Below are 9,324 nucleotides of genomic sequence, written 5' to 3' on the forward strand. Positions count from 1 at the left end.
CCGAGATATTCGGGATTAGATTATAGATCTATAGATTTTAGACAGATAGAACAGTTTATAAAGATAATTAACGAACTAATAGAATTAGATTAATGACGCAAAGCCGCACGTACCACGTGCGGCTTTGCTGCTTTACAACACTTTTTTTTGAAATTTATTTTTTATTATCTATTTTAGGATCGTAAATTATAATCAACCTATACCTTAGCCTAAACAATGACTCAAATAACCATATATCCAATCACCCATCGACAAGAGAAGCGCATTGCTCTACAATGCAGCCTCTATCCTAAAGACAGTCCTGTAGACAAAGCCATCAGAAAACTCAATGGTAGAAGATACAGCAGTACTCTGAAAGTTTGGCATATTCCGTATCATGAAAATTACCAGGAGTTAATTCTATCGCATTTCAATTCAATAGAGAATCTCAATTTATCATTTGAGCCAATCACAGAACTAGAAATTCCCCAGATTATATCATCAGAACAGGAAGTGAAAATCATAATCAACAAAGCCGACAAACGCTTTTATGTGATTCATGGTTACTCTCCCGCATTGTTTAAAGCGTTGTTAAATACCCGCAGTGGCTTTTGGGATAAAAAAAGGAAACGATGGATATTTAAAGGAGACAATGACTTGTACCTTAAAGTTACTGAAATTATTAAAAATGAGAACTTGAAATTTTCAACCCTTAAGGAAGAAATTGAGCCACATGACAACACAAGAAAACTTTTGGCTTCATTATCTCCCGAGCAATTGAAAATACTCAGCTTTTTTAAAACTACGTTGATTTTAAAACGATTGAGTCAACGCACTCAGGAGATTTACACCAGTCGTTTCATATACTTTTTGGCCGATCATACCGGCATTGAAATAGATCATTTAACTTTTAAACAGCTACTTAAATATACAAGAAGATTATCAGGTGAATTAAGTGACACACTTCTCAACCAAACCATTGCAGCCATAAAGTTTTATTATGAGCGCGGACTGGGAAGAGGTAAAATGTTTTTCTCCATTAAAAAACACAAAACTGCTCCAAAGAAAATTTTGTATCTAACATATTCGGAAGTGGTAGATGTTTGCCAAAACATCGAATCTGCTGAAGATAAGATGCTTTTATTTTTATGTTATCATGCCAATCTTACAATATCGCAGATCAAAGAAATTCCGGCAAATTGTTGTAATATCTTTACGGATCAGTTCAAACTTCCCGGATCTGACAGTGAGGCCATTGAATACTTTAAAACTCTCCAAACTAAAATTATCCAAACAACAAATCCCAAAAGCTATCTATTTGAGCAAGATGGAAAAGCTTACGATGCGGATTTGATGAGGATAAAAATCTATCGGTTATTTGAAAAATACAAACTTGAAGCGATATACAAAAAGCAGTACCAACTTATATTAAGCCATACAGACTACGGCTCAAAAACCATAAAAATGTACTTAAGTACATTTATGAGGTTCCTTAAGCACTATGAATACAGGCATCCTGCATTCATTTCGGATGAAGAGATCAGGGATTACATGATTCTCCACAGGGAGAAATCCACTTCACACCAGGATGTATTAGTAAGCGCATTTAAGTTCTTTTTTGAAAGGGTTCACAAACAATCATTGTCACCTCAACGCGTGATGCGCCCCAGGAGAGGAAAATATCTTCCTGATTATTTCACCCTTGAAGAAATTGCGGCGATTTTAAACTCCACCGAAAACCCAAAACACAAGCTGATGATAGCCATAGGTTATACAGCAGGGTTAAGGCGACAGGAGATAATTAATTTGAAGATTACCGATATTGATCTGAAAAAGAATCGAATATTTATAAAAGACTCCAAAGGACGAAAAGATAGGTATTCATTATTCTCAAAGCAATTACATGATCTGTACGCCACATATTTGCACGAATACAAGCCACAAACATACTTATTTGAGAGCAGAGAACCGGGCATTCAATACAGCGCCGAAAGCATGGCAAAAGTTTTAAAAAACATGGCTCGTGCGGCAGGTATCAGGCGGAAAGTGAACTTGCACATGTTACGACATTCGTTTGCCACACATTTGCTTGAAGACGGTAAAGACATACGATATGTTCAGGAGTTGTTGGGTCACATCAGCATTAAAACAACCGAAAGATACACACACATAGTAAACGATGCATTAACAACAGTAATAAGTCCGTTGGACAGAATGATGACAAACACAGGTTTCAGTTTTAAAAGCAAACCAAAAAAGAAATAAACAGAGTGTTGTTTCAATAATCACAACAGAACACCAATTATCAACTTGATTATCTGATAACTGCGAATCACCAATAAACATACAAACAACCTGAAAATGTGACTCAGGGAAACGGAGTTGTGCCTACACCTCACAAGAAATATCTAACAACAGGGCTATATTTTTGATAAATAATTATATTTGAAAAAGAGTAACAAAAACAGCTCAAAAAACCCTAATTAAAATATATACAAATCGACAATATAATCGTTACATCAAGCACTTACACCCCCCACCCCAAAAAACAAGATGTTTTTAACGGTAATACAGATAAAAAGACGTTATGCAACATAGCTACACAAGTTCTTTCAATTCAAGTTCTTTGCCAGTAATCGCAAAAAATAAATTCTGCAATTCGTGGACATACTTAATTCTATTAAGGCTCACACATTGGTCATCTTCATGGCTCATTTCAGGATGCGAGAATACGGCAGGATACCAATAGCCATTTGTTTCTATTAACTGTAAACCACCCGTTACCCATCTATATTCCCAACAATGATGGTTTTGAAATCCAAAGTTTATTAACCAGTCTTCTGTAATACTAATGCCCTTTATCGAATCTAAATCACAATCCGTATTGTCACTTTCTCCATCTTCCCACTCCCATTCAAGCCAAATACAATCTCCTAAAACTATACCTGTTAAAGTAAGTATTGCCTTGCCTTCATCTTCTTGGTCTTTCCATGTAAGTAAGTTTCCAACTCTAAAATTTTTTGCTTCCATTTTGTTTTCAATTAAAGTTTGTACTAAATAAACCGCTACGATTGCACAACAATGTATAAACGGCATTAAAACGACCGTTTATACCCAATGTTGGGCGTCATTTTGAAGCACAGCTACTAAATTCACAGAAACAATTAAAATGGAAAGATTTTCAATGAGAAATATTATAATAACTTTAGTATTAATAATTTTTATTTCTTGTCAAAATACAAAGTCAAAAGAGAACAATGAATATTATGACCTAATTACGAAAATTGATTCAATTTCAGTAAACAATGATTTTAATGGGGTTATACTTGTTACAAAAAATACAACTACAATTTATTCAAAAGCCTTTGGTTATTCTGATTTAGAAAGCAAAACTCCATTAAATATTGAGAATCAGTTTGTAATAGGTTCAATTAGTAAACAGATAACAGCAGTATTGGTATTGAGAGAATACGAAAAAGGGAATTTGCAACTAGATGATAAAATCATTCAATACTTACCTAATATAAAACAGCCTTGGAGTAATGAAGTAACAATCCATCATTTATTAGTTCATACCCACGGAATTGTAGATTTAAATAAACCTTTGGAATTTGAGCTAGGCTCTCAGTTTCATTATTCACAGTTAGGATTTGAATTATTAGCTCAAATTTTAGATAAAGTCACCGGAAAAACATTTAATGAATTATCAACCGAACTTTTCACTAAGTATGGAATGAAAAATACTTATCATCCAGACAATAAAAATAATAAAAGTCTTGTAAAAGGTTATGAAGAATCTGAAAATGGAAAACTAGAATATTGTTTAAATAGCTTATATAACTATGTTCCAGCAGGTTCTTTTATCTCAAATGCAGAAGATTTGAATAAATGGAATGAGCTGCTTTATTCGGGAAAACTGGTAAATGAAATGACTTTGGCATTAATGGAAACAAGATATGCCACGAGACTTCATCCGATATTTGACAAAATAGAATATGGATATGGTTTGCTTTTCAAAGACGGAGAAAATAACAGTCAAATAGGAGCGTTTGGATATGCACCCGGATTTGTGTCAGCTTGTTATCATTATACGCAGACCAATATGAATTTAATTGTGCTTGAAAATACTGCAAGAAAATTGGATAATTTTAAAGAAACTTTTCGAGTACATACTGAATTGATGGAATTAATAAAAAAACGAACGCCCAACAATGTATATACAAAATAGGCGAGATGGTGGTAAATTCAACGATTGTAGTCCGCTTTAAAATCGTAACGGTTTGATAAGTTTGAAGCCCGCAATCGCCTACTTTGCATATACTCAACGTTGTGCACAACTAACCCCCACAGAAAATCTTTACTAAAGAAATCTTTCCTTTAATGACTTTTTAGAGATTATTCAACATTGAGAAAATTGATTTTTGCTAAACCGAATTGAAATACATTGATTTATAAAAGTTATTGCTTAAAATTTGTAGGTATAGAATAGAAAAAGGATAAATAAATCTGCTGAAAAATAGTGTTTTATCGCATTGAAAAGAGAACGCACCTTGAGTTTCTTCGCAATAAATTCCACGACAGTCAGAAAATTTTGAATAACGTAAAAAGTTGAGTTCTGTGAGTATTGAAATCGTTGCGAAGATTTATAAATGTTGCGAAAATTAACGGAAGACATAAAATTAACGGAGGTCGGAATTATAAAAGGAGAGAGAGCGATTTTTTAACGGAGAACTGAAAATTTAGTGTAGCGAGCGAAACGAAAGTGTAGTGAAGAAAATAGTTTTCGGCTGAGATTTTTGTATCTGGAAGAGATTGGAGAAGAATGAAAGTTTTTCTAAATCTGAAATTTTTGCAAAGGAAACGGAAAGAGAATAAGGATTCTACGTTGCGAAATTTATAAGCATCCTGAAACCTGAGATTTTCTGAGAATAACGAGTTCCGTGCGTTTTGAAAGCATTGTAGATTTGCGAAAGGTCGAATTTGATGAATGATTTCGTGGATTAATTTCTCAGCATTCTGAAGATATTCAAGTTTTGCGCCATGATTAAGGACTTCAACGATTTATAAAAATGACTGATTTTAAATCATTTTAGGACAGATAAAGTTTTGGATTAAACCGAGTTCATTTTACAAAATATCTACTATTTTTAGGGTTGAGATTTAACGATGGAATAATAAAAAACAGTAGTATAATGTGCACAACATCGTATATAAAACATTGGGGGTTAGATGTTTGTGAGAAGTATTCTGCTCCGCTCGAACTTTTGCAACGGTAGACAATGATGACACCCGCAAACCCCAACGTTTCATATACGCACCGTTAGCATTCATAAAAGAACCCTACAACTACCTGATTAACTAAATAATAAATGAGAGAAAGTATAAAAAGTGATATAAAAGCCTTTCTGCGAGAAGAAGTTGGATTTGGCTGTCCAGTAAAAGATTGTGGTTCTCCTTATTTAACTTATCATCATTTTAATCCACCATGGCATAAATGCAAAATTCATAATCCCAAAAATATGATAGCTTTATGTTTGGGACATCATAAAGAAGCTGATTATGGCATTTTTTCAGACGAACAGCTTTATAATCTCAAAGCCGAACCCTATTTAAGAAATGAAGAAAGGAATCCTACCGACAAGTTCAATTGGATACGAAAAGATTTAATTTTTCACATAGGGAATAATTGGTTTATTAATCCAGATATTACTTTTAAAAAAAATAACATTCAGATTCTTCGGATTTACAAAAATTTCGATGGTTTATCAACAATTGATTTCTCTATTTATAATAAAGAAGGTCATAAGATATTTGAAATGCTAAATAATGATTGGGTAATAACATCGAAGATTTCAGATTTAGAGTGCCCTCCAAGTAGGCATCAAATAAAACTGAAATCAGACAAGGAAGGTTTTAGCTTTAATCTAAAATTTGAATTAACTGATATTGAAAAACTGAAAAGAAGGAAAAACAATAATTTAGACAAGAAAATAATTGATATGATGATTCTAAATAAGTCCGATATCAACATTGGAGATTTATACAAATCAATAAATGAAAACAATTTTTATGAGAAAATAAATGAAATAGAGAAGATTAAGTCAAATCTTGATTATAATCAACAATTAAGCATTTTAAGTTTTTTATATAAGTCAGAGTGCCCCAGAATTCATATAACTGAAAATAAAATCAAAATTTCTGATTCTAAGGCTATTGGCTCAGGGAATCTATTCTATAATAGCGTATTAGAAGTCCCCATTGAAGATTGATTACGAATGCTAACATCATATATAAAATATTGGGGTTTAGATGATTACTTGAACCTTTCTGCCCCGCACCAACTTCTGTAACGGCAGACAAAGACGCACACCGCAATCCCCAACATTTCATATATGTGACCGTTAGGGCACATAAAAGCGTACTACACAGCATTAAAAAAACACTTATTATGAGAAGAATATTTATTGGGTTGATAATATTGATTTCAAGTGTATCATTTGGGCAAAAAAGAGATTTTCAGATTACACATAATAATGAGAAAATCGTAGGAATAAACTTAATTGATAACACAGAAATAAAAGGAACTGAATACATATTTCCTGAGAGAATTCATGATACTTTTCTCGATACAACAAATGGATTTTTAACTGTTCAATTGCGCGGATTGAGAAAAGAGAAATGGCTTTCTAATAAAGGTAATATCCTGCAATATGACCTAAATAATAAAAATCTAATGTGGAGCAAAAAGATTGCCTATCAAGCTAGCAGTTTACAGCAATTTAGCAATACCATGATTCTTACTGTTGCAAATAAAAGTAACTGCTTAGATATCAGGACAGGCAATGTGATTTGGGAGGTGAAAAATAGTATTTACTATGTTGACCCAATTGATAATATTGGAATTGGGTATCGTTTTAAAAGCTCGACTGGTTATTCAAATGAACTTGAGGGTATTGACTTGAAAAGTGGAACTGTAATTTGGAAAAGAGATTTAAACCGAGAGTACGGTTGGAATGACATATTTTACATCAATGATACCACTATGATTGTTGTTGCTGCTGGTTTACATTCAATAAACATAAATAGCGGAAAGGGATGGGATTACAACACGATTACTGGTAAAAAGGATTATACAGGAACAGTTGCAGCAAATGCCGTTGGAGTAGCCGCAGGATTACTAACTGGAACTTTCGTAATGTCAACAGGTCACAATTTAGTAAGAGACGTGGTTTCAAATAGTCTTGTTGACAGTTCATACATTTATTTTGCGTCAAAAGAGCAATTATCAAAAATTGAAAAGGAAACAGGGAGTATTGTCTGGAAGTATCCATTTCCAAGTGATTTAGCAAGTAAGTCCTCGATTTTTATGAATGACAGCGTAATATTTATGGTTAATAGAGGTTATGCGTTTATGGGATATCGACAATTGGATTTTGGGAAGCCCTTTATTGGCGCATTTGATAGAGAAACAGGTCAACAAAAATATTTGACTTTAATAAACGTAAAAAAAGACCCAATTCTTGGATTTGAAATTTTAGATGATGAAATGTACTTAGTGTTTAAAAACAGAATTGCAAAATATTCAGTTGAAAATGGAAATCAAATAATTGAAAAAGAATTTCCACAAGAGAATTATGGAGATTTAAAGTACTTTATCGGAAATCAAGTTTTTGTAACAAATGAAAAGGAGGATTTAATAAGTCTTACTCAATCGGATACTTCCAAAGTGTTTGTTTTTACAAATCAAGGGAAAACATTATCTATTGACTACCAATTAAATGTTACAAACACAATAGAATACGAAGATTTAAGCATATATTATTTAAGAACTAAAGATTATAAGTTTGTAGCAAAGGATAAACAAACATTGATTATCAATGATAACGGAAAACGGATTGCTGAGATAGATGCAACAACAAATGCCTTTTTGATTGGAGAAACTTTGTATGATAAGCGAGATAACAGCTTTATAGCAATTGACTTGAGAGAAATAATTAAGAATGAATGATTTACGTGCCCTAACATCATATATAAAATATTGGGGGTTAGGTGTTTACTTGAACCTTTCTGCCCCGCACAAACTGTTGTAACGGCAGACAGTGATGACGCCCGCAATCCCCAACATTTCATATATGTGACCGTTAGGGGGGCATTCCATTTTTTTGAAGCAAATCCCTTATTTATAGAAAATTAAAAATCAATTCTTACAGAGAATGTGGAGAAAAATAATTTATAAATCTGAGTTCTTTGAAGAGTTCTTTTCAACGACCAGAAGATTGATTTCAACAACATAACAACCATAATATCAATATCAAAACGTCTAGAATACATTAAAACAAAAATTGTATACAGATTAATCCTTAGATTCTGAATAGAAAATCATTCCTAAACTCGCATAACGACTAAAATCTATAACGAAATCATTTGGATATCGAACTGAATATTTCGTGGCTTCGCCAAAATAGATGTTTAAGCCACAGAAGACCAAATTCTTCGGAAAAATATTATGATTGCTAGAGTTCCGGTGGAGAAGCGACAGGTTTTAACGGAATAGTTTATTTAACGGTAAGAAATTAAAGATTATCGGGGAATTCCATGGAAAATTATGACGTTGAAAAACAGATAACGGGGAGAAATAACTAAACCAAAGACTCGGATATTTAAACAGAAAACTATTTAGCTTTTCTAAGTTGGTTTATAAGCCATTGAGTATTGAATGCTTTGGAGAAATATATGGTTCGTTAGAGTTTACGGTGGAGAAACTAAAAGATTTAAGGTAGCGATTAATTGAACGGCGGATTTTTAAGAAATAACGGATGAATAATACGTTGAAAATAATGTTAACCGCTAGAATTAATTAACCGCATAGACTCTGACTAAGATATTGAAAAGATTCATGGAGAAATTAAATACGGAGGCTTAATTCCATCTATTTTTGAGATTTATAACGAATAATTCATTGGAAACTGAGAAATTCAATAGTTTCGGCGGTCATTATGTCGGTCTGAGGAAAATGATATTTAATGAGTTCATCTAAAATTCAATGCCGCAGAAAACCATTTAGAGCGTATATTATTCGGATTATTACACTGAAAATCCCTAAAAATCAAGAAAAGTCCTATTTTTAAAATAGATTTTTAACGATTTGATTAAAAAAAATGAAACGCCCCCTAACAGTGTTTATAAGCCATGCGGGAAGATTTCGAGCCGATGGAAGAAAGTTCTGAGACGCACGGCTCATAAACATGGACGTTAGGGGGGCACTCCATTTTTTTGAAGCAAATCCCTTATTTAAAGCAAATTAAAAAACAATACGCACAGATATTTAGGGAAAAAAAACAATTC

Annotated in this window: 5 protein-coding genes; 4 read left to right on the forward strand and 1 reads right to left on the reverse strand. The window is 32.9% G+C overall.

The annotated features are described in order from the left end of the window. Positions 1 to 216 precede the first annotated feature (216 nt). The gene (locus EV194_RS06770) at positions 217 to 2,244 is read left to right on the forward strand and encodes a tyrosine-type recombinase/integrase (RefSeq protein WP_132433283.1); all 2,028 of its coding nucleotides are present in this window, start codon (positions 217 to 219) and stop codon (positions 2,242 to 2,244) included. 333 nt (positions 2,245 to 2,577) lie between these two features. Here EV194_RS06770 and EV194_RS06775 read toward each other — a convergent pair whose 3' ends face one another. Beyond that, positions 2,578 to 3,009: a hypothetical protein gene (locus tag EV194_RS06775; protein WP_132433284.1), complete on the reverse strand. Its 432-nt coding sequence runs from the start codon at positions 3,007 to 3,009 to the stop codon at positions 2,578 to 2,580. 139 nt (positions 3,010 to 3,148) lie between these two features. Between EV194_RS06775 and EV194_RS06780 the strand changes: the two genes are divergently transcribed. The 3 genes from EV194_RS06780 to EV194_RS06790 all read left to right on the forward strand — a co-directional run bounded on the left by EV194_RS06780 (position 3,149) and on the right by EV194_RS06790 (position 7,987). Then, on the forward strand, positions 3,149 to 4,207 hold the full coding sequence (locus EV194_RS06780) for a serine hydrolase domain-containing protein (RefSeq protein WP_132433285.1): 1,059 nt from the start codon (positions 3,149 to 3,151) through the stop codon (positions 4,205 to 4,207). 1,141 nt (positions 4,208 to 5,348) lie between these two features. Then, the gene (locus EV194_RS06785) at positions 5,349 to 6,248 is read left to right on the forward strand and encodes a hypothetical protein (protein ID WP_132433286.1); all 900 of its coding nucleotides are present in this window, start codon (positions 5,349 to 5,351) and stop codon (positions 6,246 to 6,248) included. Between the two features lie 179 nt (positions 6,249 to 6,427). Further along, positions 6,428 to 7,987: an outer membrane protein assembly factor BamB family protein gene (locus EV194_RS06790; protein WP_132433287.1), complete on the forward strand. Its 1,560-nt coding sequence runs from the start codon at positions 6,428 to 6,430 to the stop codon at positions 7,985 to 7,987. The last annotated feature ends 1,337 nt before the right edge of the window (positions 7,988 to 9,324 follow it).

This window comes from Natronoflexus pectinivorans (assembly GCF_004345615.1).
In the GTDB taxonomy this organism is placed as follows: domain Bacteria; phylum Bacteroidota; class Bacteroidia; order Bacteroidales; family Marinilabiliaceae; genus Natronoflexus; species Natronoflexus pectinivorans.

What these genes read in the sequence shown, in the direction of transcription:
- EV194_RS06790 (WP_132433287.1), top strand. Translation starts at nt 6,428, where the DNA reads ATGAGAAGAATATTTATTGGGTTGATAATATTGATTTCAAGTGTATCA.
- EV194_RS06770 (WP_132433283.1), top strand. Translation starts at nt 217, where the DNA reads ATGACTCAAATAACCATATATCCAATCACCCATCGACAAGAGAAGCGC.
- EV194_RS06785 (WP_132433286.1), top strand. Translation starts at nt 5,349, where the DNA reads ATGAGAGAAAGTATAAAAAGTGATATAAAAGCCTTTCTGCGAGAAGAA.
- EV194_RS06780 (WP_132433285.1), top strand. Translation starts at nt 3,149, where the DNA reads ATGGAAAGATTTTCAATGAGAAATATTATAATAACTTTAGTATTAATA.
- EV194_RS06775 (WP_132433284.1), bottom strand. Translation starts at nt 3,009, where the DNA reads ATGGAAGCAAAAAATTTTAGAGTTGGAAACTTACTTACATGGAAAGAC.